We start from the raw sequence: 24,881 nt of genomic DNA, 5'->3' as shown, positions 1-24,881 counted from the left end.
ACACTAAGCGGTGGTCCGCACCTCGTCAGTTAGCAACGTCACCGGGCCCGCGCCACCGGGTCAGTCCGCGTGCAACCCTTCGTCCGCGGCGGTCACGGCGTACGACGTGAACCGCACCTTCAACCCGCTCCGCGTCGGCGCACAGCACATCGGCCCCGCCGCAACCTCCGCACCAGGATCCAACGGCGCCAGCCGAACCATCCGCCACGGCTCGTCCTCCACCCGCGCCCGCACCGCCACGGCATCGCCCGACCGGCTCACGCGGATCGTCACCTCACGCCCGGCCCACTCCGCCACCGGAGCCATCGACCAGTCCGACACCCCGCGCGTCACCACGGCCCCCAACTGCGGAGCCCCGTCGGTGAACTCCACCCCGGCCTTGATCCAGTTCTCCTCGTCGACCCGAATCAGCACACCGGCCTGGTCGTACAACTCCTCGAAAGCGGCCACGAACCCGACCTCGATCGCCGTACCGACCGGAAAGTCCGTCAGCAGGGCATGCCCGTCGTCGTGCACGAACCCGTAACTGGTGGTCCGCCAGAAGTCACTCCCCTCCCGCGCGGTCACCACCAGGTCGTTGCCATCAGCAAGCACACCGTCCGGTGCGTTCAGCCACGCCGCCTCGGACCACTCGATCGCACGCCGGTTCTCCACCCGAAGACCCTAGCCGCGCACCGGGACCGTGAACAAGAAAGCGGGACCTCGGACAAGTCATAACCTGTCCGAGGTCCCGCGTTGGTGTTCAAGGTCCCCAGTACGTGTCCGAGGCCCCGACATGCTGCCCGAGGCCCCGCGCGGGTGGCGAGGTCCCGCGTACGTGTCCGAGGCCCCGCCTTGCTGCCCGAGGCCCCGCGCGGGTGGCGAGGTCCCGCGTACGTGTCCGAGGTCCCGCGTCAGGCGCGGGCGACGCCGTCCTGGTGGGCGGCTGCGGCGACGGCGGCTGCCACGGCGGGGGCGACGCGCTTGTCGAAGGGGGACGGGATGATGTAGTCCGGGCGCAGGTCGTCGTCGGTGATCAGGCCGGCCAGCGCCTCGGCGGCGGCCAACTTCATGCCCTCGGTGATCCGGCTGGCGTTCGCGTCGAAGGCGCCTCGGAAGATGCCGGGGAAGGCGAGCACGTTGTTGATCTGGTTCGGGAAGTCCGAGCGGCCGGTGGCGACGACGGCGGCGTAGCGGTGGGCGAGGTCGGGGTGGACCTCCGGGTTCGGGTTGGCCAGGGCGAAGATCATCGCGTCGGGGGCCATCCGGGCGATCGCTTCCTCGGGGACCGTGCCGCCGGAGACGCCGAGGAAGACGTCCGCGCCGTCCAGCGCGTCGATCAGGCGGCCGGACAGTTGCGCGGTGTTCGTGTCGCGCGCCAGGGACAGCTTGACCGGGCTCAGGTCGGGGCGGTCCTCGTGCAGGACGCCCTTGCTGTCGACCACCGCGAGGTCACCGACGCCCGCCTGCAGCAGGATCCGCGCGCAGGCGACCCCGGCCGCGCCGGCGCCGGAGATCACCACGCGAATGTCGGAGATCGACTTGCCCGTCACCCGCAGCGCGTTCCGCAGCGCAGCCAGTACGACGACCGCCGTACCGTGCTGGTCGTCGTGGAAGACCGGGATGTCGAGCCGTTCCTTCAGCCGCCGCTCGATCTCGAAGCAGCGCGGCGCGGAGATGTCCTCCAGGTTGATGCCGCCGAACGTCGGCGCCATCCGCGCGACCGTGTCGACGAACTCGTCGACGTCGGTGCAGTCCAGCGCGATCGGCACCGAGTCGACGCCGCCGAACTCCTTGAACAGCAGGGCCTTGCCCTCCATCACCGGCAGCGCCGCGGCCGGCCCGATGTCGCCCAGACCCAGGACGGCGGTCCCGTCGGTCACCACCGCGACCACGTTCGACTTCCACGTGTAGGTGCGGACCAGCGACGGGTCCTGGTGGATCGCGGTGCAGACGCGGGCCACGCCCGGCGTGTAGGCCATCGACAGGTCGTCGGCGTCGCGGACCTGGATCGAGGACGTGACCTCGATCTTGCCGCCGCGGTGCAGCTCGAAGACCGGGTCACCGGCGTACGGGTCGACAGGAGTTTCGGAGGGAACGGCTTCGGCAACCATGAGGAGACCCTTCGTCAGCCCGGCGGACAGCGGGCGAGGCGTGTGCGGAACGTGTACGAGGTGGCGGTTCGATGAGGGTGCGTCGAACGGCGCCGTTGCCAGGGGGTCACCCGTCGCCACGAGTAAACCACAGGGCGCAGTGGTCTGATCCGTGAGGTCCCCCACACGGCAACAGCGGGGTGACGATCGAGTCTCGGCGACGGTTACCGGCCGACAGCGCACTGCCTGCTGTGTCAGGATGCGGGAATCCTGACCGGTAACGTCCGGCAGGACGACTACAACCAGTGTCGAGGAGTTTTCGCGATGAACATCGTCTCCACCCTCCGTCAACGTCGTTTCGCGGCCGCCACCGCAACGGTCGCCGCGCTCGCGCTCGCTCTCTCCGCGTGCGGCAGCGACGACTCGGGCAGCGGTGGGAGCGAGGACAAGGCCAAGGCTGCCGGTATCACCTTGGTGAAGCCGGGCAAGCTGACGATCTGCACGCACCTGCCGTACAAGCCGTTCCAGTACAAGGACGGCACCAAGGTGGTCGGCTTCGACGTCGACCTGCTGGACCTGCTGGCCAAGGACCTCGGGCTCGAGCAGGAGGTGGTCAACATCGAGTGGGCGCAGGTCACCTCCGGTGCCGCCTTCCAGGCCAAGAAGTGCGACGTCGGCATGGGCGCGATGACGATCACCAAGTCGCGCCAGGCCGCGATCAGCATCACCGCGCCGTACATGGACGCCACCCAGGTGCTGCTGACCAAGAAGGACGCGCCGTACAAGACGCTGGAGGACCTGAAGGGCAAGAAGGTCGGGGTCCAGGCCGACACCACCGGCAAGGACTTCGCCACCGAGCAGGGCAAGAAGATCGGCTTCGAGGTGGTCGTGTTCAACGACCTCGCGCTGCAGGAGAACAACGTCAAGTCCGGCCGGGTCGATGCCGGCATCAACGACAACGGCGTGCTCTACGACTTCGTCAAGGAGAACCCGGACACCGCGGTGGTCGCCGAGTTCGACACCGGTGAGCAGTACGGCTTCGGCGCGCTCAAGGACGGCAGCGGCCCGAAGCTGGTGGAGAAGTTCAACACCCTGCTGACCGCGGCGCAGGGCGACGGCAAGTACAACGAGATCTACAAGAAGTGGTTCGGGGTTGAGCCGAAGAAGTGAGCACACCCAACGACACGGTCGTCCGTAAGGGCCTGAGTCCGCGGCAGCGGTCCCAGCGCTCCCGCTGGATCCAGTACGCCGTACTGATCGTGCTGGTCGTGGTCGCGGCGCTGTCCGCCGACTGGGGCCAGATCGCCAGCGTCTTCTTCAAGCCCGAGTACATCAAGTCGGCCTTCGCGGACGGTCTGCTGACCGCGCTGGTGAAGACGCTCGAGTACACGGCCGGCGCGTTCGTGATCGGTCTGCTCGGCGGCACGCTGCTGGCGCTGATGCGGCTGTCCAGCGTCGGCCCGTACCGGTGGATCTCGACGGCCTACATCGAGTTCTTCCGCGGGCTGCCGGCGATCGTGGTGTTCATCGCGTTCAGCCTGCTGCCGCTGGCCTTCGAGGGCATGACCATCCCGCTCGACCCGTACGGCACGGTCTGGCTGGCGCTCGGCATCGTCGCGGCGGCCTACATGGCCGAAGTGATCCGGGCCGGCATCCAGGCGGTGCCGAAGGGACAGGTCGAGGCGGCCCGTTCGCTCGGCATGCCGCCGGGCCTGGCGACCCGCAAGATCGTGCTGCCGCAGGCGTTCCGGATCGTGCTGCCGCCGCTGACCAACGACCTGATCCTGCTGGTGAAGGACTCGTCGCTGGTGTTCATCATCGGTACGACGGCGTCGGCGTACGAGCTGACCGGGTTCGGCCGGGACCTGGCCAACACGTACTCGAACCTGACCCCGCTGGTCACGGCCGGGTTCTGCTACCTGGTCATCACGCTGCCGCTGGGCCTCGTGGTCCGTCGGCTCGAGGCGAAGGCTGCGAGGGCCCGCTGATGGCTGTGCAAGATACATTTCCCACCCCACCGCCCCAGTCGGTGGAAATCAAGAATCTGCACAAGTCCTTCGGCAGCAACCACGTCCTGCGCGGTATCGACTTCACCGTCGAGCAGGGCGAGGTCGTCTGCGTGATCGGTCCGTCCGGCTCGGGCAAGTCGACGCTGCTGCGCTGCGTCAACCTGCTCGAGGTCCCGCAGGAGGGGCAGGTGATCGTTCGCGGTGAGGACATCACCGACCGCGACTGCCACCTGGACGCGGCCCGGCAAGGGATCGGCATGGTGTTCCAGCAGTTCAACCTGTTCCCGCACCTGTCGGCGCTGGCCAACTGCATGGTCGCCCAGACGACCGTGCTGAAGCGCAAGGCCTCCGAGGCCGAGCAGATCGCCCGGTCGAACCTGTCCCGGGTCGGCCTGGACGACAAGGTCACGGCGTACCCGATGCAGCTGTCCGGTGGTCAGCAGCAGCGGGTCGCGATCGCGCGGGCGCTGTCGATGGACCCGGCGCTGATGCTGTTCGACGAGCCGACCTCGGCGCTCGACCCGGAGCTGGTCGGCGACGTCCTGACGGTGATGCGCAAGCTCGCCCTGGACGGGATGACGATGCTCGTGGTCACCCACGAGATGGCGTTCGCCCGCGAGGTGGCCGACCGGGTGGTGTTCATGGACGGCGGCGTGATCGTCGAGCAGGGCCCGCCGGCCGAGGTGATCGGCAACCCGCAGCAGCAACGCACGCAGGACTTCCTGCGCCGGGTGCTCAACCCGACCCACGTCGAGCCGAGCTGACCCGACGGCCGGTCCCCGCTGCGGGGACCGGCCGTCACTGCTTTCAGCCGACGGGCGGCATGTCGGTCTCCTCGGAGTCCAGCCCACGCCGTACCTGCGACCAACGGCCGCGAGTGAAGTCCGGTACGTCGACCGGCCCGCCGCCAAGTTTCAGCGATTCGACGCTGAGCGGCACCGGCGCGCACCAGGCCGCCGAGTCGTACACGTCGATGTCGGGCACCAGCCCGGCCCGCATCTGCTGCACGACCCGCCACTGCAGCACGTAGTCCATGCCGCCGTGGCCGCCGTTGTGCTCCGCGTCGTCACCGATCTTCTTCCACAGCCAGTGGTCGAACTCCTTGCGGTACGGCGCGAAGTCTCGCCAGTCGTGGTCGCCGTGCTCGGGCTCCAGGTAGACCCGCCCGCCGGTCTCGCCGACCGGGACGTAGTCCTCGAAGATCCCCCGGCTGCCGGCCAGGCTGTTGATCCGGCTGTACGGGCGCGGCGAGCTGACGTCGTGCTCGGACCGGATCACCCGGCCCTTCGCGGTCTCGACCAGGCAGGTGACCAGGTCGCCGTTGACGTACGTCTCGTTCCAGGACGGGTGCGAGCGCGGGACGTGCCGCTCCCGGTAGTCGGCCAGTCCGCGGGCCGCGGTCGCCGTGGCCCGGAGCGTGGTCAGCCGGTCGCCGCGGTTGATGTCCATCGCGGCCGCGATCGGGGCGAACCCGTGCATCGCGTAGAAGCTCGCCGTACTGCGGGTGTGCCAGTTCCGCCGCCACGCGTCGGTGTAGTAGGTGTCGCTGAACAGCGACTCCCGCAGGTCGTGCAGGTAGCCCCCGTGCCCGTTGGTGAGCTCGCCGAACACGCCCTCGCGCGCCATCTTGAGCATCGCCAGCTCGTTGCGGCCGTAGCTGCAGTTCTCCATCAGCCACAGGTGCCGGCTGGTCCGCTCGGAGGTGTCGACCAGGTCCCAGAGCTGCTCGAGCTCGGTGGCGATCGGCAGCTCGACGCCGGCGTGCTTGCCGGCGAGCAGCGCGGCCTTGCCCTGCTCGTGGTGGAACTCCCAGGGCGTCGCGATGTAGACGAGGTCCACGTCGTCGCTGCGGACCAGGTCCTCGTACGCCGAGGCCGAGCCGCCGTACTCGGCCGGGCGCGGTTTGCCGAGCTGCGCGAGCTTGTCGGCGGCCGCCGTGGCCCGGTCGGCGCGGATGTCGCAGACGGCGGTGACGACCGCGCCGGGGACCGCGGCCCAGCCGGCCAGCATCCCGGCGCCGCGGTTGCCGAGGCCGATCACGCCGATCCGGACGGTGTCGTACTGGTCGAACGGGACGTCGATCATCGTGGGGCTCACGGTGAACTCCTGTCGTGGGGGGCAGGCGCGGGGACCGGGTCGGGCGCGGTCCCGCAGAAGTGCGCGATAGTGCTCAGTATCCCAGCACGATCAACATCTACAAGCAACACGTTCGCGCAGTCGGGAACGATCCGGGGTCGCCGTGCATTGCCGGCCGCCAGCGGGGAAGATGTACGCGGTGGGCCGACCGCCCAGGAGTTCAGCCCGCCAGAGAGGCAGCACAGTGAGCAGCACCGGAACAGCCGCCGAGGTACGCCTCAGCATCCCCGCGGACAGTGCCTACATCGCCGTACCGCGCTCGGTGGTCGGCAACCTCGCGGCCCGTAACGACTTCACCGTCGACGCGATCGACGACCTGCGGATCGCCGTCGACGAGGCCTGCTCGCTGCTGCTGCCCCAGGCCACCGACGGGGTGCTGGAGTGCGTGTTCGCGATCAGCCCGCCGCAGCTGACCGTGCGGACGTCGGCCGCCGTACCGGCCGGGTGGATGCCGGACACCGACTCGTTCGGGTGGACCGTGCTGACCGCGCTGGTGGAGTCCGCCGCCGCGGAGACCCTGGACGGCCGCCTGACCATCACCGTGACGGCGACCGCCACCGCCGCGGAGAAGGCGTGACCGACGACAGATCCCTGGGCGAACCCCAGGAACCCACCGACCTGCGTACCCGGACCGCCGAACTCTTCGCCGCGCTGGGCGCCGCCCCGGCCGGCGACCCGGCGCACACGCTGGCCCGCGACGGGCTCGTCTCGCTGCACATGCCCCTGGTCGAACACCTGGCCCGCCGCTTCCGCAACCGCGGCGAGCCGTACGACGACCTGGTGCAGGTCGCGACGATCGGGCTGATCAAGGCGGTCGACCGGTTCGACCTCGAGCGCGGGGTCGAGTTCTCGACGTACGCGACGCCGACGATCCTCGGCGAGATCAAGCGGTACTTCCGCGACAAGGGCTGGGCGATCCGCGTCCCGCGCCGGCTGCAGGAGCTGCGGCTGTCGCTGACGGCGGCGACCGCGGAGCTGACCCAGGAGCTCGGCCGGGCGCCCACGGTCGCGGAGCTGTCGACCCGCCTGGAGCTGGCGCCGGACCTGGTGATCGAAGGGCTGGAGTCCGCGAACGCGTACAACACGCTGTCGCTGGACGCCCCCGACCAGAACGAGGCCGACGCGACGACCGTGCTGGACGGGCTCGGCGGCGAGGACGAGGCGCTGGAAAGCGTCGAGTACCGGGAGTCCCTGAAGCCGCTGCTGGCCCAGCTGGACACCCGCGAGAAACGGATCCTGACGCTGCGGTTCTTCCGGGGCATGACGCAGTCCCAGATCGCCGAGGAGATCGGCATCTCGCAGATGCACGTCTCCCGGCTGCTGGCCCGGACGCTGACCGAGCTCAGGGCGGGCCTGCTGAAGGAGTAGGGCTTTCAGAGGACCGGCGGGTGGCTCGGGTCGTCGCGGAGGGCCTCGGTCGAGGCCTTCTGGAAGATGGCGACCAGTACGCCGACCGCCGCGATCGCGAGCACGACCGAGATCGCCCTGGTCGAGCCGCCCCAGAAGCTGTAGGCCATCAGGACCTGGATCAGCTGGGTGAACACCGCCGGTCCGCGGCTCCACGTCGAGGCGCGGAACAGGCCGCGCGCCACCAGCAGCAGGCCGCCGCCGTACGCGAGCAGGAACAGGGTCGTGGTGAGCCCGAGCACCAACCGTCCGGAGTCGAGCGTTAACGCTTCGGCAAATCCGAGAACGACGACCACAAGCCCTTCCGCAGCGACCACAGCCGCGGCTAACTTGAGCGGACGCGGTGCGGCTGCAGAGGAATCGGTCGGCACACCGCAAGCCTACGCGGCGGAGGTTCGGCCGGATCAGCGCGGTTTGCCGGTCCGGCGGAACGTCCGTCGCGTGGCAACTCGACGCCCCGGCGGACTGCTGTGAGGAGCAGTCCGGCGCAGGGCACGACGGACCTGGGCCCACCCCTGCCCCAGGGCTGTCGAGGGTCGGAGAGCCTTTCCCCACAGGGATTCCAGGTTTTGCGTAACCCCGAGGCTGTTCGATCGGTTACTTGCAGTGAACGGGTGATTGCAGCACCGGCCCCGCGTTCGGATAACGGACGTAGCGGTCCGCTGTGCACCGGTTCGAAGTGTAAAGGAAGCGTTGTGATCGGATCGACAAGTCCATAACCCTTGTTTCGCCAGCGCGAGATTGGGAACATGGTGTCGTTCGTGAAAACGTTCACAACGCTGCGCACCACCCCCGTGCGATTAGCTTCCACGCTGACCGGGCACAGACCAGCCTTCAGCGTAATTCGACTACCGAGAGAGATGGGATCCGCCATGGATTGGCGCCACCGGGCCGTTTGCCTCGATGAGGACCCGGAACTGTTCTTCCCCATCGGCAACACCGGGCCCGCGATCATGCAGATCGAGGAGGCCAAGCAGGTGTGCCGTCGTTGCGACGTGCGTGAGCAGTGCCTCGCCTGGGCACTGGAAGCCGGCCAGGACCACGGTGTCTGGGGCGGCCTGAGCGAGGACGAGCGTCGTGCGCTGAAGCGCCGCAACGCCCGCGCCCGCATCCGTACCGCCTGACGCAGCTACACGATGGGGCCCCGCGGGATCCGCGGGGCCTTTTGATTTCCAGGCGTTCCGGGCCCACAGGTTGCCCACAGCCCCCGACGTTGCCTGCGAAGAACTATGGGTCAGCACCAACAGTTGAACTCCCCCACGGTTGTTCCCAGCCAACGAACTCCACTCCCCTCCCGTGAGTCCCTCACCGGCGCAGACCGGTGAGCTGCAGCTCGGCGAACAGACCGACAGCAGCCGCCTGGACGATCACGAACCCGACCCCGAGAGCGGTCGGTTCGAGCACGAACAGCGCGGCGAGACTGGCCACCACCCAGGCGACGTTGATCACGGCGATCTCGACGACAGCCGTACGACGGACCGCCGGCCGGCGGCCGATCAGCAGCAGAGCCACACCCCACAGCACCAGGAACGCGCCGACCCCGGCGGACAGAGCCACGGACAGGCCCAGCGGGCCGTCCAGCGCCCAGCCCGCACCCAGGAGCAGGACTCCCAGGCCACCGGACGCCACGGCGTCCAGGCGGATGACTCGGGTCAAGAACCGGCTCTGGACAGTGGTACTCGCGGTGGAGATCGTTTTGGTGCTCATGGTCGTTCCTCCTGGTCGATCGGCTGATGACCAGAAGCCTGCCGCCACCGCGCGGATCAGGCGATGACGTGACAGGTAACGCCGGCGACCACCCCGGAGGTGTCAGTCCTTGATCGGCAGGTCGAGCGTCACCGTCGTACCGGGGCCGCTCGTGCGGGCCTGGAACTCGAGGGTGCCGTCGAGCTCGCCGAGCACGAGCGTCCGCACGATCGAGAGGCCCAGGTTGCCTGAGGTCTCGGAGTCGAAGTCTTCCGGGAGACCCTTGCCGTCGTCGGTGATGACGACGTGCAGGCGGCCGACCGAGCGGTTCGCCTCCAGCTCGATCGTTCCGCTGGCGTCCTCGCCGTCGCGCGCACCGAAGGCGTGCTCCACCGAGTTCTGCATCAGCTCGGTCAGCACCATCGCCAACGGAGTAGCGACTTCGGAGTCCAGCACACCGAAGCTGCCACTCCGGCGGATCACCACCGACGTCGCAACCGTCGACACGTCCGCGACCATCGCCGCCACCCGATCCGCGACGTCGTCGAAGTCCACGTGCTCGTCGAACGACTCCGACAGCGTCTCGTGCACGATCGCGATCGACCCGACCCGCCGTACGGCCTCGGCCAACGCCGCCTGTCCTTCGGGCACCGTGATGCGCCGTCCCTGCATCCGGAGTAACGCGGCGACGGTCTGCAAGTTGTTCTTCACACGATGGTGAATCTCCCGGATGGTCGCCTCCTTGGTGACCAGCTCCCGCTCCCGGCTGCGCAGCTCCGTCACGTCCCGGAGCAGGATCAGCGCGCCCACGTGCTCACCGCCGGCCCGCAGCGGGATCGCGCGCAGGAACAGCGTCGCGTCGGCGTTCTCGATCTCGAGCTCCTTGGCGGCCCGCCCGGTCAGCACCGACGCCAGGACGTCGTCGACCTTGTGCCCGGTGTGCAGCAGCTCGCCGGTGACATCCTTGAGCCGGCTGCCGACCAGGTCGGTGACCAGTCCCATCCTCCGGTACGCCGACAACGCGTTCGGGCTCGCGAACGTCACCATTCCGTGCCGGTCGACCCGAATGCACCCGTCCCCGACCCGGGGCGTGGTGGACAGCAGCCGCTCCCCGCCGTACGGGAAGATGCCGTCGGTGATCATCCGGGCCAGGTCGGTCGCGCTCTGCAGGTAGGCGATCTCCAGCCGGGACGGCGTCCGGACGCCGAGCAGGTTGGTGTTGCGGGCGATCACCGCGATCACCCGGTCGCCGCGCCGGACCGGGATCGTCTCGACGCGCACGGGCACGTCGTCGCGCCACTCCGGGTCGCCCTCGCGGCAGATCCGGCCGCCGTCGTAGGCCTGGTCGAGCAGCGGCCGCCGGTCGCGCGGGATGAAGCTGCCGACGATGTCGTCCAGGTACGCCGTCGGTCCGGTGGTCGGGCGCATCTGCGCACCGGCCCAGAAACCGAGCCCCTCGGTGTCGGGCAGCCAGAGCACCAGGTCGGCGAAGGACAGGTCGGCCAGCATCTGCCAGTCCGAGACCAGCAGCTGCAGCCGGTCCAGGTCGGCGGAGTCCAGGGTCGTGTGGTTCCGGGCCACGTCACTCAGCGAGGGCACGTCGTTGAGCGTAGTCGTTCCACCCGGCTCGACAGATTTGCGCATTGGGTGTTGATTGATCTGTGCCGAACCAGGTCACGAGTGAAAGGATGGCTCGGTGGAGTCGACGTCGTACTGGCAGGACGTGATGGCCGCGGACTATGCGGTCCCCCACGACCGTGGGCTGAGCGACCTCACCGAGGAGCTCGTCCGGGGCCTGGCCAGCACGAACCCGCAGATCCGCGACGCCCTGGCCTACCCGACCCTGGCGACCTGGCTCGAGCGCGGCGTGTACGACGACCTGCTGCCCGGTTTCGGTGACGGCCTCTGCGCCGGCCTGAACTACGGGCTCGGCGAGGACGGCACCGACACGGTCTTCCGGCGCTCGTTCACCGCGCTGACGCTGGCCGAGGTGATCCACCGCGACAACGCCGAGTTCCTGGTGCACGACGAGGTCGTGATGCGCTGGGGCGACCGGCTGGCGACCTGGCTGCTGCGCGAGCGCGACCTGCGCGGGTACGTCGCGGACTGCGGCTGGGCGCACGCCGTCGCGCACGGCGCCGACGCGATCGGCGCGCTGGCCCGTTCGCGGCACTGCGACGCCGGGGTGCTGCGCGCGCTGCTCGACGTACTGGCCGACCGGATCGTCAAGGACACCCAGTACCGCTGGGTCCACGAGGAGCACGACCGGGTCGCGCACGCGGTGATGACGATCCTGCACCGCAACATGCTGACCAGCGACGAGCTGGAGCGCTGGCTGAAGCCGGTGGCGGCGACGGCGGCCCAGCAGCCGATGATGCACGAGACGCTGCCGGAGTGGCCGACGCCGAACGTGTTCAACGCCCGCGGCGTGCTGCACGTCCTGCTCAGCCAGCTCGCGATCGGCGTGAAGGGCTTCCCGATCCCCGGCGACGACGACCTGTTCGGCCGCCCGATCGAGTCCCGCGCCGACCTGCTGCTGATGGTCACCGAGGCCGTCCGCGCCTCCCAGCCGTACATCTACCGCCCGGCGCCGAGCTCGAGCTAGCTCTCCTTGTGGACGGCGACCGCGGCGATCACCGCGCGGTGGTCGGTTCCGTCGATGTCGTACGTCTTGAACCGGCTCGGCTCCACCCCGGCCCCGGCGACGACGTGGTCGATCTGCGTCCGCGCGAACGCCGGCCGGTCCGACGGCCACGTCCCCTGCAGCCCCGCTCCCACGGCCGGCCCGACGCTGCGGCAGTTCTTGCCGAGCGCGTCGCGGAAGTCCGCGTGGTCGGTCGTCGCGTTGAAGTCCCCGGCAACGATCGTCGGTACGTCGGACGAGCACCACTTCCGCAGTACGACGAGATCCTGCTTCCACGTGGTCACCTCCGACGGCAGCGGTGGGTAACCGTGGTAGGCGATCAGCCGCAGCTTGCCGAGCGTGCCACCGGTCACGACGATGTGCCCGAAGCGGGTCGTCGTCTGCTGTACGACGCCCGCCTGGTCGGGCTCGGCCTTGCCGGGCGGCGGCTCCGTGGCCGGCACCGCGGCGTTCACCCGGCCGGGGTCGAGCGTGTCCGCGGTGAACTCGACCTTGCCGAGCGTGCCCGACACCAGCACGCTGGTCGCGCTCTCCGGCGCGGAGTTCGCCTGCACCGTGTACCCGTGGTAACCGAGGCCCTTCAGCTCTTCCTGGATCCGCTCACGGACGTCGACCTGTGCCTCGGGCAACGACACGAGGTCGGGCCGCTGCGAGCGGATCAGCTTCGCGACCGCCTCCGGATCGGCACCCCCGCCGAGCACGTTCGCGACCATCACCGTCAGTGCCCGCGACCCGGGCTCGGGCGGCTCCGGGTCGGAGATCGCTCGCGGCGCCGCGAGCGCCACCCCGGTCACCGTGAGCACCAGCAGCAAGGCCCCGAGCAGCCGCCACCGCAGCAGCAACAGCAGGCCCACCACCAGCGCGAGGACCAGCATCTGCGGCCTGAAGGCCACGAGCTGCGGGAACGGCGTGACCTCGTCGAGGCCGAACAGCTCCGGGTAGAGGGGAAGGGCAACGACCAGCAGCATCAGCGTCGACAGCACGACGCTGCGAACCCGCCAGGCGGTTTCGTTGTCCATCGGTGGCCCCCTACATCTAGTGCCTGTCTATCAACGAACGGTAGCGTTCAGCGTTGCGCCAGCCCGTGTCCCGAGGAGGTAGCTGTGTCCAAGCTGTCCGCGGTGAGACCCGCGTACTGGATCGCCGGCGTTCTGCTGGCGGCTTCAGTCGTGGTTCCTCTCCTGGTCTCCACCTACGCCAAGGACGAACCCCGGTTGTGGGGCTTCCCGTTCTTCTACTGGTACCAGCTGGCCTGGGTGTTCATCTCCGCGATCACGGTGAGCATCTCGTACTGGCTGGTGCTGGGCGTGGAGAAGAAGCGACGCGCCGCCGAGGGGCTCGGGGTCAAGGAGGGCGACCGGTGAAGGACGTCGACTGGGTGCAGCTGATCATCGTCGTGGTGATCTTCGTCGCGGTCACCGTGATGGGGTTCATGGCGGCACGGTGGCGCAGGACCGGTGAGCTGGACAGCCTGGACGAGTGGGGCCTGGGCGGGCGGGGCTTCGGCACCTTCATCACCTGGTTCCTGCTCGGCGGCGACCTCTACACGGCGTACACGTTCGTCGCGGTCCCGGCCGCGATGTACGCGACGGGTGCGATCAGCGGGTTCTTCGCGGTGCCCTACACGATCGTGGTTTACCCGATCATCTTCGTGTTCATGTCTCGGCTGTGGTCGGTCTCGCACCGCAACGGCTACGTCACGCCCGCGGACTTCGTCGGCGGCCGGTACGGCAGCCGCGGTCTGTCGCTCGCGGTGGCCGTCACCGGCATCCTCGCGACGATGCCGTACATCGCGCTGCAGCTGGTCGGCATGCAGGCCGTCTTCGAGGTGATGGGCCTCGGCGGCGACAACCTGCTGGCCAAGGACCTGCCGCTGCTGATCGCGTTCGCGGTCCTCGCGGCCTACACCTACTCGTCCGGACTGCGGGCGCCGGCGATGATCGCGTTCGTCAAGGACGGGCTGATCTACCTGGTGATCGGCGCCGCGATCCTCTACCTGCCCGGCCAGCTCGGCGGCTGGGACAGCATCTTCGACGCGGCCCAGACCAAGATGGAGGCGACGTCGCCGGCCACCGGCCAGGCCGTCGGCTCGTTCATCCCGGGTGCGGGCGGCTACTCGTCGTACTGGACGCTCGCGCTCGGTTCGGCGATGGCGCTGTTCATGTACCCGCACTCGGTCACCGCGGTGCTGTCGACCAAGAACCGCAACGTCGTACGGCGCAACGCGGCGATCCTGCCGGCGTACTCGCTGCTGCTCGGTCTGCTCGCGCTGCTCGGCTTCATGGCGATCAAGGCGAACGTCGACATCAAGGGCCTGGACGGCCTGGCCAACCCGCAGCTGGCGATCCCGCGGCTGTTCGACCAGGAGTTCCCGGCCTGGTTCGCCGGGATCGCGTTCGCGGCGATCGCGGTCGGTGCGCTGGTGCCGGCGGCGATCATGTCGATCGCGGCGGCGAACCTGTTCACCCGCAACATCTACCGCGACTTCCTCAAGCCGGACGCCACACCGGCCCAGGAGGCCAAGGTCTCCAAGCTCGCCTCGCTGCTGGTGAAGTTCGGCGCGCTGGTCTTCGTGCTCGGGATGGACAAGTCGATCTCGATCAACCTGCAGCTGCTCGGCGGGATCTGGATCCTGCAGACCTTCCCGGCGATCGTCGTCGGCCTGTTCACCCGGTGGTTCCACCGCTGGGCGCTGCTGGCCGGCTGGGCGGTCGGCATGGTGTGGGGCACGATCAACGCCTACAACGTGGTGAACCCGGCGACCGGCAAGCACTTCGGCGGTTCGCTGGCGACGATCCCGTTCACCGAGACCAAGGCCTACATCGGGCTGACGGCCTTCGGGCTCAACCTGATCGTCGTGGTCGTGCTGACCTTGATCCTGCGGGCCGCGAAGGTCGCCGAGGGCAAGGACTCCACGCACCACTCCGACTACCTGGCCGACGCCGGGGACCCGGGCGTGAAGGACCTGGACGAGCTGCTCGACGAGGGCGGAGCGACCGCGAAACCCTGACCTGGTTGGCGATCGTGACGGGCGGTCTCTCCTCGGGAGAGGCCGCCCGTCACGCTTTGCGGTTATGTCGACACGCTCGGGAGTTCCGTGGTGCCCGGATTCGGGCAACCCGCCAGGCAGAATCGCGAGGGTGCTGCTGGTACTCCTCGTCATGGTGCTGGCCGCGGGGGCGGCGTTGCTCACCGGCGGCCGCCTCGTCTCCCTCGCCGACAACGGCCTGTCCGGCCTGCACTGGCTCGTAGCCGCGGCGATCGGCCAGCTGCTCGGCTCGATCACCGGCGGCATCGCGTACCCGGTCGGCCTGATCGGCTCGGCCGTCTGCATCGCGGTGTTCCTGCGCCAGAACCTGCGCCGGCCCGGCGTCGCCCTGCTCGCACTGGGGTTCACGGCGAACGCGGTGGTCGTCGTACTGAATGGTGCGATGCCGGTGTCACGCGGAGCCCTCGCGCAGGCAGGCCTGCGGACCTTCGTGGAGGACCCGCGCCACGAGCTCTCGACCCCTTCGACCCTGCTCCCGTGGCTGGGCGACGTCGTACCGGTCGCCCTCCCTTGGCTCGGTCAGGCCGTCAGCCCCGGCGACGTCCTGATCGCCGCCGGCGCCGGACTCCTCCTGTACGCCGGCCTCGGCGGCACCGGCCGCGTCCCGACCGACCCCACACCGGGTTGGTCCGACCTAGAAGCGAAAACCGCGCGGGACGACCCCGCCCTGTGACCCCGAGTACGATCGATTTTCCCGAAGTCCACTGCGCATCGTTGGGTTCATCGGACCGAGTCCTCCGGCAGGCCAGTCGATTCTGACCGCCATCTACCGGCGCCTGCCCAACGCGAAACGGCACAGCACATGACCGAAGCGAACGAACACGGCCTCCCTCGACCCCGACGCGATCAGACAACCTACGGCGAGGTGTTCGCCTCCGTGTTCGACCGGCACATCGCTCGGCGCGACACAGAGGACTGCCTGCGCCTCCTGCGATCACGGATCGGTCCCCGTGCCGCAGACCTGCTCGACCTGGGTTCCGGGACGGGCCGGATCGGGATCCCACTGGCGACGGACGGCCACCGAGTGACCGGCATCGAGATCTCGGAGCGGATGATCACCGCTCTGCGAGCGAAGCCAGGAGGCACCTCGATCCAAGTCATCCAGGGCGACCTCGTCGAGGTCGACTACGGCGGGCCTTACGACGTCGTCTACGCGGCGGACGGAGTCTTGACCGACATTCGGCCCTGGCCCCGGCTGGTGGCAACGTTCGAAAAAATCAGGAAAGCCCTGCGACCGACCGGAACCTTCATCTGCGACGGCGGTGTTCCGCCCGTCGCCGCGGTCAGCAAAACATCGCATCAGGTGGATCGTCCGCTGTCTGACGGAGCACATCTGACCGCCGATTTCGAGCACGACGCCGTGGACCAGTTCTGCTGGGGAACAGTCAGAGTCACTCTTGCGGACGGCACCTTCCACGAGGACCCGGCAGCCTTCTTCGGCTACCTGTGGTGCGAGCAACTCGACGACCTCGCCCGCCGAGCGGGTTTCGAGCTCGTGGACAGATTCGGAGACTGGAGCGGGAGCGAGTTCACCGCCGGCTCCAGGTACCAGGTATCGATCTACGCGCGGACCTGACGACGGCCTAGAACCGGAAGCCTCGTCCGACTACCCGTCTCAGCGACTCGACCACCACCGGGTCGTACTCCGCCCCGATCCCCAGCCCGATCGACTCCATCGCCTTGTCCGGCGACTGCCCCGAGCCCTCCCCCACCAGTTGCTCGTACGCCAGCGCGACGTTGACGATCCCACTCTCGACAGGAATCTGCGAGTTGTTCGCCCGCCCCTGCCGATAGGGATCGTTGGAGTGCCGAACGATCTCGGCGACGTGATCCAGTACGCCGGACCGCTCGATCACTGAAGCCCCGATCTCGGCCGCCTGCTGCCGCTCGGCCCGGGTTCGCAACAGCGATGCTCCACCGGGACTGGGGTCCGCGAGCGCCAACTGCCCAACACCGGACAGCAGGGCGGCGTACTCCAAGGCTTCGATGCGATCCGGTTTCAGCCCGAGGTCGTTGCCGATCGCCACCGCCAGACCCGCTGTCCGAGCGTTCTGCCCAGGGCTGCTGAACCCGGCGATCTCCGTGCTGCGCGCCATCGCTCGCATGGTCGCGCGGTACGTCCGCTGCGCGGAGGCGAACCGACGGAACGCGAACTGCGTCAGCAACAACGGCACGACCACGAGGGGCGGGGCCCACAGACCAATGATCGACGTGCCGGCGGCCAGCAGCACCCCGCCGATGCCCATTGCCATACCGATCTGCCCCATCACCACCAACTCGTCGCGCAGAGCCGACGGAAAGGGCCGGTTCACCTGTTCGGTCGCCTGCCCCGCACCTACCACAGCGTCTACCAGGCCGGCGGTGAGGACGCTGGCCAGCATCGCGGCGACGATCGGAAGGGAGTGCTGCCAGGAGCCGTTCCAGCCGTCCGCGGACGAGACGATGGCGCTGAACACCGCCGCCGCGCACGCGACCGACAGCACACGTCGGCAGGAGACCACGGCGTCCCACCGCAGCCCCGCGATCGCTCGCGGAACGATCCCGATCATGGTGCCGATGCCCACGACGGTGATCACCTGGGCGACGTCGGGCGGTACGTCGAGCGAAGGGCCGCGCAGCATCGCGTAGGCCAGCGCGGCGCTGGTGGCGATCGGCGCCCGGTTGCGGGTCCTGTCGACGTTGAACTGGACGACTTCGCCGATGGCGACCAGCAGACCGAAGGTCACCGCGAACGGCCACTCGGTGACGCCTTGCCTGACGGTGATCAGCAACGCCGACAATCCCAGGGACGCGCCGGCCAGCAGGATCACCACCCCACTGCCGAATCTCCGGACCTCGAACGTCTCCGATTCTTCTGACCGCGTCACGCCGGCCCCGCCGCGGACCCCGAGGCACCACCGCTGCTGCCGAGACTCAGGTCGTCGTGGTCGATGCTCGCCTCGACCGATCCGTCCGGTGCGGGCTGGTCGACCGCCGCGGCCTTCCAGCCGTGCTGACGGATCACGCTGACGAAAGAGTCCACCAGCCGTGGGTCGAAATGCGTCAGCTTGTCCTGCTCGAGGATCGCCAACGTCTCCTCCACACTGCGCGCCGGACGGTACGAGCGGTTGGAGGTCAAACAGTCGAACGCGTCGACGATACCGATGATGCGGGCGAAGTACGGAATGTTCGTCGCGCTGAGACCCGCGGGATAACCGGTTCCGTCGTACTTCTCGTGGTGGTGCAGGACGGCGGACTTCACCTCCTCCAGGAACGGGATGTTCCCGATCAGTTCGACCCCCCGCGCGGGGTGCAGCCGGATCGCGTCCATCTCGGTGTCGTCAAGCCGTCCGGGCTTGCGAATGATGCTGGTCGGCACACCCACCTTGCCCACGTCGTGCAGGAGACCCGCGTGCTCGAGCGCGATCTGGCGGTCCGGGTTCAGCTTGAGGAACCGCCCCAGCATCCCCACACCCTTGCTGACCCGTTCGGAGTGACCTCGCGTGTAGGGATCCTTGGTCTCGATCAGGTGGATGAAAGCCCGCATGGTCGCGGCCTGAGCAGTTTTCTCGGCTTCGTACTGCCGCAGTGCCCAGCGGGCCACCAGCAGAGGGACCAGAATCAGCAAACCGGCGACGAACCCCAGGCCGCCGATCCACACCACGGCCAGCAGCAGGCCCAGGCATCCGTACCCGAGCAGCGGGGTGAGCGTGGGAGCCGCGGCGTACCTCATCGACCTGAGAGGGGAGACCCCCTGGTCGAGCAACAGCACAGTGGACATCAGGAGCGCGTTGACCACCAGGGTGCCCAGACATGCAAGAACTCCGGTGAACACCAACTGGTGCGGGACGACCAGTACTTCGGCGCCCACGGGGCCGCCGGTCAGGTCGTACACGACACCGCCGACCGCGGCCGACAGCACGAACTGGGAACCGTTGAAGGCTCGCTTCATCAGCGGGATCCCGCGCCGCTGGACCAGCGCATTGCAGGCGGAGACGACGACAGCGGCCGCAGGGCCCGCGAGCGGGTAGACCGCGACCAGGATCACAGTGTCGAGCGACGCCCGGTTCTGCTGGTCCAAGCGGGAGCGCAATGAGCCGCCGACGAGCATGAACGCACACAGCAGCAGAATGGTCACAACGTCGGTCACATGGGTCAACGAAACCACGAACACGATGACAGCGCACAGAACGGTCACGCTGACGAACAGACGGAGCATCCGCACTCGCATCGATCACCTCGCAGCTGCGGACGTCAGTCTAGGTCACCACTCCCACTGATCGCCCAGCATAAGTCACCTCCGTACAGCGGTCGCGGTCTTGCGCACAGGAAGTTGCGCACAGGGGGCAGACAGCACATCGCTGACTAGTCATAAGTTTGCTCATCAGGCGCGCCGCGAAACACTGTAGGGCAGCGCCTGACTCGCCGCACGGTGCTCAGGACACGGTTGTGGTATGAGAGACTGTGACTCTTTGCAGTTGTTACAAGGAGGCTTCAGATGGGCAAGACCGGCCGTAAGCGCCGCGCACGCAAGAAGAAGGGCGCCAACCACGGTAAGCGCCCGAACGCCTGAGTCAGGCGACTACGCACAGCGAGGACCCCGGTGAATCACCGGGGTCTTTGCAATTTGGTCACATGTTCCGACAGGACCACCAATAGCAGAGGTCCTGTATTCGGAGCGTCTGGAATCGGCTACTGAACGCTATGATTCAAACAGCTGTTCAGAGTCGCGCCCGTCTCCCCTGCTTCCGCTGGCCGCCTGTGGACAAACCCCAGCACGATGTCGGCCTGGACTCCTACAGTTGGTCTGTCGATCGCGGTTGTATACCGCGGACCGCGGGACGAACGGGGAGGTGAGCACTGCTTGGCATCCGAGACCACGCTCGGCGAACTGCTGCGCGAGTTCCGGGTCGCCGCCAACCTCACCCAGAACGCTCTCGCCGAGAAGGCCGGCTTGAGCGAGCAGGCGGTCAGCCTGCTCGAGCGCGGGACCCGCAAGCGTCCCCGGCCGAGCACTGTGCAGGCTCTGGCCAAGGCCCTCGCCCTCGATTCCGACGCCGAGGAGCAGTTGGCAGAGGCGGCGCGCGGTGGCTCGCGCGGCGGTTCGCAGCCGCGAACGAAGCCTCTGGCCGCCGACCCCGCCGCGGTGCCCCGGCAGTTGCCACCGACACTGCCGGACTTCACCGGCCGTGCCGATGAGCTCGAGGTGCTGGTCTCCGTACTGACCGGCGACGAGCCCGTCGGGATCGTCCGAACGGCCGCAGTGACCGGCATGGGCGGCGTCGGCAAGACCTCGCTGGCAGTCCACGCGGCCCACCTCACCGCGGATTCCTACCCCGACGGGCACTTCTACCTCGATCTGCGCGGCTACGGGCAGGATGAGCCTGTCCGGCCGTTGGACGCCCTCGGCCAGTTGCTGCGCTCGCTGGGCGTGGACGCAGAGTCGATTCCCGACGGTATCGACGAAGCCGCCGCGCTGTACCGGTCCCGCCTGGCCGGGCGCCGGATTCTGGTCCTGCTGGACAACGCCTCCGGCGCGGCGCAGGTGCGCCCGCTGTTGCCGGGGGCACCAGGTGCCGCAGTGGTCGTGACCAGCCGACGAGGACTCACCGCCCTTCCGGGCTTTCGTCAGGTCCGGCTGGCGCCGTTGTCGGAGGCTGACTCGATCACGTTGCTGGGCAGGATCGCCGGCGATTCCCGGGTTGCCGCCGAGGCGAGTTCGGCCAAGGCGATCGCTCGCCTCACCGGCCGGTTGCCGCTCGCCGTACGGTTGATCGGCGCCCGGCTGGCCGCTCGCCCGGGCTGGCCGGTCAAGCACGTGATGCACCAGCTCGAGGACGGCCGGCGTCGGCTCGACGAGCTGGGGTCCGGCTACAACGGCGTACGGTCGAACATCGCTGCCTCAGTGGAGTTCCTGGCCGCCAGCGACCAACTCGTCGAACGCCAGGCCGCCGCGGCGCTGGATTTTCTCGGCCTGCCGAACGGCACCGAGCTCGTCACGACCACGACAGCACACCTGCTCGGTGAGTCGGAGCGGCACACCGAGGAGATGCTGGAGCGCCTGGTCGACCTGAACCTGCTCGAGTCGACCGCACCCGGGCGGTACCACCTGCATGACCTGATCCAGGCCTACGCACGGGAGCAGTCCACCCAGCGACTCTCCGAAGGAGCTCGTACCGACGCGCTGTCCCGGGTGCTGATCTTCTACACCGGCCTCGCTTGGCGGTGCCAGCAGGCGACGCATCGGGAGGGAAGCCGCCTGGCGATGGCCGGCGACAGTATGCGAACTGTGCCAGAGGTCACCGACGTCAACGCGGTGCTCAAGTGGTTCGATACCGAGTGGACGAACCTGACCGGAGCGTTCCACCAGGCTCAGCGGATCCCCGCGCTGCGCGCGCTGCTGCCCGAGCTCACCCTGGCGCTGTTCGGGTACTTCGAGGCTCGGGCGCTGTGGACCGAGATGCGTGCCCTGTTCGTGATCGGGCGGCAGATCGCCGGAGAGCTTAACCAGCAGCGTCTGGCGGCCTGGCTCGAGCACGACCTCGGTATCCCGTCGGCGGAGCGGAACGCCCAGGAGGAGTCGTTGGCGCATTTCCAGGACGCCTTGATGCTGTTCCGCGAGATCGGCGACCCGATCGGCCAGGCCCGCGCCGCCAGTTCGGTCAGCCATCTCCTCGAGCAGCTCGGCCGGCTGGACGACGCGGTGGAGTCGGCCGAGGAGTCCTTGGAACTGAGTCAGCGGATCGGGGATCACGGGCTCGAGGGCCTGAGCTACCTCGCTCTCGGCACGTTGTACAGCCGGCGTGGTGACACTGTCCTGGCCAACCGGGCCTTCAACCGTTCCATCGCCCTAGCCACCATGTCCGGCAGCGAACGCTCGCTGGGCAAGCGGTACCAGGTCGCCGCAGACTCCTACGCGATGGCAGGAGAGCTCCCGCAGGCCATCGACCTGATGACCAAGGCTCTGTCGACGTTCGAGCGGCTGTCGGACGAGAACGGATGCTCTGAGAGCCACAGCCGCTTGGCCGCCTTCTACCTGCAGGTCGGTGACGTCGCCGAAGCCGTTCGAAACGCGGAATCCGGCGCCGAGCTTGCCCGCGCCCTCGGCAATCACCAGCGCGAGGGCGAGGCCCTCATCGCGCTCGGGAAGATCGAGCAGGCCACCGACCAGCTGGGCGCTGCCCGCACCCACTGGCGTGCCGCTGCGACCCTGCTGCACTCGCCGTCACCTCATCAGGAGGCGATCGCGCTCGCTCTGCTCGCCCGGACGGAATAACCGCGACGACCGCGCACCCGGGGGATACGCGGTCGTCGGTCGTGCTGTGGGCCGGCCGCTCAGTCCGGGCTGCTCGTTTCGACGCGGACCTCGGTCAGGCGGAGCAGGATCTTGGCGCGGAGTGCGTCGGGGGCCTGGTCGTCGCCGCAGGAGCGGTGGACGAGTTTCTTGATGCAGCGTTCGAGGTCGTACTGGTCGAGGCAGGGGGCGCACTCTTCCAGATGGGTGCGGATCTCGTCGCTGCTGGCGTCTTCGAGCTCGTTGTCGATGAAGACGTACACGCGCTGCAGGATCTCGCTGCAGTCGACGTCGTGGTGCTCGCCGCAGCTCACGACTCCTCCTCGGTCTCTGCGCTGTCGGCCGCGGGGATCAGGCCGCGGTCCCGGGCGTAGTCGGCCAGCAGCTCGCGCAGCTGGCGCCGGCCGCGGTGCAACCGCGACATCACGGTGCCGACCGGAGTCCCCATGATCTCCGCGATCTCCTTGTAAGCAAAGCCCTCGACGTCGGCCAGGTAGACCGCCAGGCGGAAGTCCTCCGGGATCGACTGCAGGGCCGACTTCACGTCGGAATCGGGCAGGTGCTCCAGGGCGACCGCTTCGGCCGACTTCAGCCCGCCGGGAGTGTGCGACTCGGCAGCGGTCAGCTGCCAGTCCTCGATCTCCTCGGTCGGCGACTGCGTGGGTTGACGCTGCCGCTTGCGGTAGCCGTTGATGAAGGTGTTGGTGAGGATCCGGTACAGCCACGCCTTCAGGTTGGTGCCGGGCGTGAACTGGTGGAAGGAGCTGTACGCCTTCGCGAAGGTGTCCTGGACCAGGTCCTCGGCGTCGGACGGGTTACGCGTCATCCGCATCGCCGCGGCGTACATCTGGTCGAGGAAAGGCAGCGCCTCGCGCTCGAAGCGCTCGGTCCGCTGCTCGGGAGTCTCGGTGGTCGTCGGAGTCGGCATCGATACCGAGAATACCGGGGCGACCCCAGAACTCCGCGCTCTGTCCAGGCTCGTTACCGTCATGTCTTGTAGAACACACCCCGCTCGGGGGTAATTCCCGTCAGCCGGAGACTTCCCGGGAGACCCATTCGAAGACGGCCTCGACGAGCAGTTCGTAGGACTCCTGCTGCGTCAGCTCGGCCCTTTTCGGCACCTTGAAGCTGTGGTCGGCGTCCGGGACGACGGCCATCTCGGTCAGCGGCGGGAACTCCTCCGGCGTACCGAACGGGTCCTTCTCCCCCTGGACGACGAACGTCGGCAGCCCGGCCGCCTGGAGCTCGTCGACCCGCGACTTGTCCGGCTTGCCCGGCGGGTGCAGCGGGAACGACAACGCCAGTACGCCGGAAGCGCCCAGCCCGGTCGCCGTACGGCAGGCCACGCGCGCTCCCGCGCTGCGACCACCGAGCACCAGCGGCGTCCGGATCCGGAGCTGGCCGATGATCGCGATCCAGGACTCGTCCAGGATCTTCGGCGCCGGCGCGAGCTTGCGGCCGGCCCGGCGCCAGGGCTGCTCGATCAGGAACACGTTGATGTCCTGCTTCGGCAGCCGGGCTGCCAGCGCGGCCAGGTCACCGGCCTCGATCCCGCCGCCGGCCCCGTGACCGAGGGCCAGGGTCGCCACCGGCCGCCGGGCCCGGTACGCCACGATCCGCGCCTCACCGTGCGGCGTCGCCACAATCCGTTCGTCGGTCACGGGCCCATCCTGTCATTGCGGACCCCGCTGCCCGGCGTCCTACACAGGAAGAAAGGACAGAAAGATTCAGAACAGCGGATTGTCATCGGCCGCGGTCGGCGGGCCGGGCCGGTCGGCCGGGTCCTCGCCGTCCGGCGGGAGCGGGTCGACCAGGTGCGGACCGTTGTTCTTCACCGAGCTGACCGCCTTCGACACGGCGTACGCCTCGAGCCGTCCGGGCGCGGCCGGAACCAGCAGCTCCAGCAGCTCGTCGGGGTCGGACGACAGCGGGTCGAGCCAGGCGTCGTACCGGTCGCGCTCGACCAGCAGCGGCATCCGGTCGTGGATCTGGCCGAGGTCGTCGGTCGCCGAGGTGGTGAGCACCGTGCAGGTCCACAGCCAGGCGGCGTCGGAGTCGGCGTCGGCCACCGACTTGTCGCGCCAGATCTCGTACAGGCCGGCCATCGCCAGCACGCCGCCGTCGGCCGGGCGGATGAAGTACGGCTGCTTGACCGGCTTGCCGTTCTTCTTCTGCTCGGTCTCGTACCACTCGTAGTACCCGTCGGCGGGCAGCAGGCAGCGCCGGGTCGCGAACGCCTTCTTGAAGGCGGGCTTCTCGGCCACGGTCTCCATCCGGGCGTTGATCAGCCGGCTGCCGATCGAGGTGTCCTTGGCCCAGGACGGCACCAGCCCCCACTTGACCGTGGTCAGCTTGCGGACCACCTCGTCGGGCTGCTCGCGGTTCTTCCGCTCGACCACGGCGATCACCGGGTCGGTCGGCGCGACGTTGAAGTTGTCCGGCAGCTCCTGCACGGACTCCTTCACGTTGCCCGCGGCGATCTCGAACTCGACCACCAGGTCGGAGGGGTCCCGGCTGCTCGCGTAACGGCCACACATGAAGGTCAGCCTATCCACCGCCGCGGACATTTTCGCCGTACGGCGAACGCACAGCGGCGGTGGATCGC

The 24,881-nt window shown here is 68.6% G+C and carries 26 protein-coding genes; 13 read left to right on the top strand and 13 right to left on the bottom strand.

The annotated features are described in order from the left end of the window. Nucleotides 1-60: 60 nt before the first annotated feature. Nucleotides 61-654, bottom strand: a complete 594-nt coding sequence (locus ACLQ2O_RS16585) for a DUF1349 domain-containing protein (protein WP_425832130.1) — start codon at nucleotides 652-654, stop codon at nucleotides 61-63. Between the two features lie 239 nt (nucleotides 655-893). Next, nucleotides 894-2,093, bottom strand: a complete 1,200-nt coding sequence (locus tag ACLQ2O_RS16580; protein ID WP_425832128.1) for an NAD(P)-dependent malic enzyme — start codon at nucleotides 2,091-2,093, stop codon at nucleotides 894-896. Nucleotides 2,094-2,396: 303 nt separating this feature from the next. Between ACLQ2O_RS16580 and ACLQ2O_RS16575 the strand changes: the two genes are divergently transcribed. From ACLQ2O_RS16575 to ACLQ2O_RS16565, 3 genes are read left to right on the top strand one after another with little or no spacing between them, the layout of a single operon-like run. After that, nucleotides 2,397-3,242 (top strand): ABC transporter substrate-binding protein, encoded by an 846-nt coding sequence (locus ACLQ2O_RS16575; RefSeq protein ID WP_425832126.1) that lies wholly within the window; start codon nucleotides 2,397-2,399, stop codon nucleotides 3,240-3,242. Further along, nucleotides 3,239-4,060 carry an amino acid ABC transporter permease gene (locus tag ACLQ2O_RS16570; protein WP_425832124.1) on the top strand — a complete coding sequence of 274 codons (822 nt, stop codon included), beginning with the start codon at nucleotides 3,239-3,241 and terminating at the stop codon, nucleotides 4,058-4,060. The genes ACLQ2O_RS16575 and ACLQ2O_RS16570 overlap by 4 nt, the downstream gene beginning before the upstream one ends. After that, complete coding sequence (locus ACLQ2O_RS16565) at nucleotides 4,060-4,845, top strand: amino acid ABC transporter ATP-binding protein (protein WP_425832122.1); 786 nt, start codon at nucleotides 4,060-4,062, stop codon at nucleotides 4,843-4,845. Before ACLQ2O_RS16570 ends, ACLQ2O_RS16565 begins: the two co-directional genes overlap by 1 nt. Nucleotides 4,846-4,888: 43 nt before the next feature. On the opposite strand, the gene ACLQ2O_RS16560 is transcribed toward ACLQ2O_RS16565, so the two are convergent. Beyond that, nucleotides 4,889-6,178, bottom strand: a complete 1,290-nt coding sequence (locus tag ACLQ2O_RS16560; RefSeq protein ID WP_425832120.1) for a Gfo/Idh/MocA family protein — start codon at nucleotides 6,176-6,178, stop codon at nucleotides 4,889-4,891. Between the two features lie 223 nt (nucleotides 6,179-6,401). On the opposite strand from ACLQ2O_RS16560, the gene ACLQ2O_RS16555 reads away from it, so the two are divergent. Both ACLQ2O_RS16555 and ACLQ2O_RS16550 read left to right on the top strand, forming a co-directional pair. Beyond that, on the top strand, nucleotides 6,402-6,794 hold the full coding sequence (locus ACLQ2O_RS16555; RefSeq protein WP_425832118.1) for an ATP-binding protein: 393 nt from the start codon (nucleotides 6,402-6,404) through the stop codon (nucleotides 6,792-6,794). Continuing rightward, on the top strand, nucleotides 6,791-7,585 hold the full coding sequence (locus ACLQ2O_RS16550; RefSeq protein ID WP_425832116.1) for an RNA polymerase sigma factor SigF: 795 nt from the start codon (nucleotides 6,791-6,793) through the stop codon (nucleotides 7,583-7,585). Before ACLQ2O_RS16555 ends, ACLQ2O_RS16550 begins: the two co-directional genes overlap by 4 nt. 5 nt (nucleotides 7,586-7,590) lie before the next feature. Here ACLQ2O_RS16550 and ACLQ2O_RS16545 read toward each other — a convergent pair whose 3' ends face one another. Continuing rightward, a complete protein-coding gene (locus tag ACLQ2O_RS16545; protein ID WP_425832114.1) occupies nucleotides 7,591-7,995 on the bottom strand; it encodes a hypothetical protein in 405 nt (134 codons plus the stop codon). Between the two features lie 501 nt (nucleotides 7,996-8,496). Between ACLQ2O_RS16545 and ACLQ2O_RS16540 the strand changes: the two genes are divergently transcribed. Next, nucleotides 8,497-8,748 carry a WhiB family transcriptional regulator gene (locus ACLQ2O_RS16540; RefSeq protein WP_012922773.1) on the top strand — a complete coding sequence of 84 codons (252 nt, stop codon included), beginning with the start codon at nucleotides 8,497-8,499 and terminating at the stop codon, nucleotides 8,746-8,748. 181 nt (nucleotides 8,749-8,929) lie between these two features. On the opposite strand, the gene ACLQ2O_RS16535 is transcribed toward ACLQ2O_RS16540, so the two are convergent. Beyond that, nucleotides 8,930-9,331 carry a hypothetical protein gene (locus tag ACLQ2O_RS16535; protein ID WP_425832112.1) on the bottom strand — a complete coding sequence of 134 codons (402 nt, stop codon included), beginning with the start codon at nucleotides 9,329-9,331 and terminating at the stop codon, nucleotides 8,930-8,932. 102 nt (nucleotides 9,332-9,433) lie between these two features. Further along, complete coding sequence (locus ACLQ2O_RS16530) at nucleotides 9,434-10,909, bottom strand: sensor histidine kinase (protein WP_425832110.1); 1,476 nt, start codon at nucleotides 10,907-10,909, stop codon at nucleotides 9,434-9,436. Nucleotides 10,910-11,006: 97 nt separating this feature from the next. Here ACLQ2O_RS16530 and ACLQ2O_RS16525 point away from each other — a divergent pair, with 97 nt between their 5' ends. Continuing rightward, entirely contained in the window at nucleotides 11,007-11,915 is a 909-nt protein-coding gene (locus ACLQ2O_RS16525) for a DUF2785 domain-containing protein (RefSeq protein WP_425832108.1), read from the top strand. Here the strand turns inward: ACLQ2O_RS16525 and ACLQ2O_RS16520 are convergent. Next, nucleotides 11,912-12,973 carry an endonuclease/exonuclease/phosphatase family protein gene (locus ACLQ2O_RS16520; RefSeq protein ID WP_425832106.1) on the bottom strand — a complete coding sequence of 354 codons (1,062 nt, stop codon included), beginning with the start codon at nucleotides 12,971-12,973 and terminating at the stop codon, nucleotides 11,912-11,914. The two genes, ACLQ2O_RS16525 and ACLQ2O_RS16520, sit on opposite strands and share 4 nt — an antisense overlap. Nucleotides 12,974-13,057: 84 nt before the next feature. Between ACLQ2O_RS16520 and ACLQ2O_RS16515 the strand changes: the two genes are divergently transcribed. From ACLQ2O_RS16515 to ACLQ2O_RS16500, 4 genes are all read left to right on the top strand, one after another. Beyond that, nucleotides 13,058-13,318, top strand: coding sequence for a DUF3311 domain-containing protein (locus tag ACLQ2O_RS16515; protein WP_425832104.1), 261 nt, complete (start codon nucleotides 13,058-13,060; stop codon nucleotides 13,316-13,318). After that, nucleotides 13,315-14,964 (top strand): monocarboxylate uptake permease MctP, encoded by a 1,650-nt coding sequence (gene mctP, locus ACLQ2O_RS16510; RefSeq protein ID WP_425832102.1) that lies wholly within the window; start codon nucleotides 13,315-13,317, stop codon nucleotides 14,962-14,964. The genes ACLQ2O_RS16515 and mctP overlap by 4 nt, the downstream gene beginning before the upstream one ends. A 130-nt stretch (nucleotides 14,965-15,094) precedes the next feature. Next, entirely contained in the window at nucleotides 15,095-15,676 is a 582-nt protein-coding gene (locus tag ACLQ2O_RS16505) for a DUF5317 family protein (protein WP_425832100.1), read from the top strand. A gap of 129 nt (nucleotides 15,677-15,805) precedes the next feature. Continuing rightward, nucleotides 15,806-16,579: a class I SAM-dependent DNA methyltransferase gene (locus ACLQ2O_RS16500; RefSeq protein WP_425832099.1), complete on the top strand. Its 774-nt coding sequence runs from the start codon at nucleotides 15,806-15,808 to the stop codon at nucleotides 16,577-16,579. 7 nt (nucleotides 16,580-16,586) lie between these two features. On the opposite strand, the gene ACLQ2O_RS16495 is transcribed toward ACLQ2O_RS16500, so the two are convergent. Next, nucleotides 16,587-17,870, bottom strand: coding sequence for an HD-GYP domain-containing protein (locus ACLQ2O_RS16495; protein ID WP_425832097.1), 1,284 nt, complete (start codon nucleotides 17,868-17,870; stop codon nucleotides 16,587-16,589). Continuing rightward, nucleotides 17,867-19,201: an HD-GYP domain-containing protein gene (locus tag ACLQ2O_RS16490; RefSeq protein ID WP_425832629.1), complete on the bottom strand. Its 1,335-nt coding sequence runs from the start codon at nucleotides 19,199-19,201 to the stop codon at nucleotides 17,867-17,869. The genes ACLQ2O_RS16495 and ACLQ2O_RS16490 overlap by 4 nt, the downstream gene beginning before the upstream one ends. A gap of 279 nt (nucleotides 19,202-19,480) precedes the next feature. Between ACLQ2O_RS16490 and ACLQ2O_RS16485 the strand changes: the two genes are divergently transcribed. Then, nucleotides 19,481-19,555, top strand: coding sequence for a 50S ribosomal protein bL37 (locus tag ACLQ2O_RS16485; protein ID WP_369759046.1), 75 nt, complete (start codon nucleotides 19,481-19,483; stop codon nucleotides 19,553-19,555). Between the two features lie 291 nt (nucleotides 19,556-19,846). Beyond that, nucleotides 19,847-22,258: a tetratricopeptide repeat protein gene (locus ACLQ2O_RS16480; protein ID WP_425832095.1), complete on the top strand. Its 2,412-nt coding sequence runs from the start codon at nucleotides 19,847-19,849 to the stop codon at nucleotides 22,256-22,258. 59 nt (nucleotides 22,259-22,317) lie between these two features. Here ACLQ2O_RS16480 and rsrA read toward each other — a convergent pair whose 3' ends face one another. From rsrA to ACLQ2O_RS16460, 4 genes are all read right to left on the bottom strand, one after another. Continuing rightward, the gene (gene rsrA / locus ACLQ2O_RS16475) at nucleotides 22,318-22,590 is read right to left on the bottom strand and encodes a mycothiol system anti-sigma-R factor (RefSeq protein ID WP_425832093.1); all 273 of its coding nucleotides are present in this window, start codon (nucleotides 22,588-22,590) and stop codon (nucleotides 22,318-22,320) included. Then, nucleotides 22,587-23,204: a sigma-70 family RNA polymerase sigma factor gene (locus ACLQ2O_RS16470; RefSeq protein ID WP_425832091.1), complete on the bottom strand. Its 618-nt coding sequence runs from the start codon at nucleotides 23,202-23,204 to the stop codon at nucleotides 22,587-22,589. Before ACLQ2O_RS16470 ends, rsrA begins: the two co-directional genes overlap by 4 nt. Before the next feature lie 100 nt (nucleotides 23,205-23,304). Beyond that, entirely contained in the window at nucleotides 23,305-23,937 is a 633-nt protein-coding gene (locus ACLQ2O_RS16465; protein WP_425832089.1) for an alpha/beta family hydrolase, read from the bottom strand. A 66-nt stretch (nucleotides 23,938-24,003) separates the two neighbouring features. Next, nucleotides 24,004-24,813, bottom strand: a complete 810-nt coding sequence (locus ACLQ2O_RS16460) for an SOS response-associated peptidase (RefSeq protein WP_425832087.1) — start codon at nucleotides 24,811-24,813, stop codon at nucleotides 24,004-24,006. Nucleotides 24,814-24,881 lie beyond the last annotated feature (68 nt).

The sequence above is a fragment of the Kribbella sp. DT2 genome, assembly GCF_049844575.1.
GTDB lineage: Bacteria > Actinomycetota > Actinomycetes > Propionibacteriales > Kribbellaceae > Kribbella.
The sequence above is the reverse complement of the archived record's forward strand: the minus strand, read 5'-3'. Positions and strand labels throughout refer to the sequence as shown.